Below are 605 nucleotides of genomic sequence, written 5' to 3' on the forward strand. Positions count from 1 at the left end.
GCGCGGCCGGTCCAAGGGCGAGGGTCGTCGTCGGGCGCTCCGGCGCGGTCGGCCATGGCGAACGCCCCACTCGGGCCCCTACGCCGCCGTCGGAGGACGACGACGGCTCGACCGGTGCGCTCGGCGTCGAAGAGCCCGAGCTTGGCCTCCGCGTACTCCTCCATGGAGCCGTGCAGGTCCAGATGGTCCTGGGTGAGGTTGGTGAAGCCCGCGACGGCGAACCGCAGCCCGGCGATCCGTTCGAAGGCCACGGCATGGGAGGACACCTCCATCACGGCGGTGTCCACCTGCTCCTGGCGCATGAGCGCCATGAGGGCGTGCAGCTGGGTGGACTCCGGCGTGGTGAGCGAGGACGGGACGGTCCGGTCCCCCGCCCGCGTGAGGATCGTGCCGATCACGCCGGTCCGCAGGTCGATCGCCTCGAGCAGCGCACAGGCCAGGAAGCTCGTGGTCGTCTTGCCGTTGGTGCCGGTCACGCCGATCAGGCGTGGTCCCGCGTCCAGGCCCGCTCCATAGACGGCCGCCGCCGCCGACCCCGCGGCGCGCGCGGCGTGGAGGTCTGGAGCATCGCGACGTCCCCCCCCGGCCAGACCCGCCTCCGCGAC

General features: G+C 73.6%; 1 protein-coding gene. It reads right to left on the bottom strand.

The genetic code is table 11. From position 1 onward, the window contains the following. Window positions 1–476: Mur ligase family protein (locus tag AC2W7A_RS13205; RefSeq protein ID WP_485991724.1), on the bottom strand; the 476-nt coding region annotated here is incomplete at its 3' end. Window positions 477–605: the final 129 nt, after the last annotated feature.

The organism is Micrococcus sp. LASM2_SD2 (assembly GCF_057364565.1).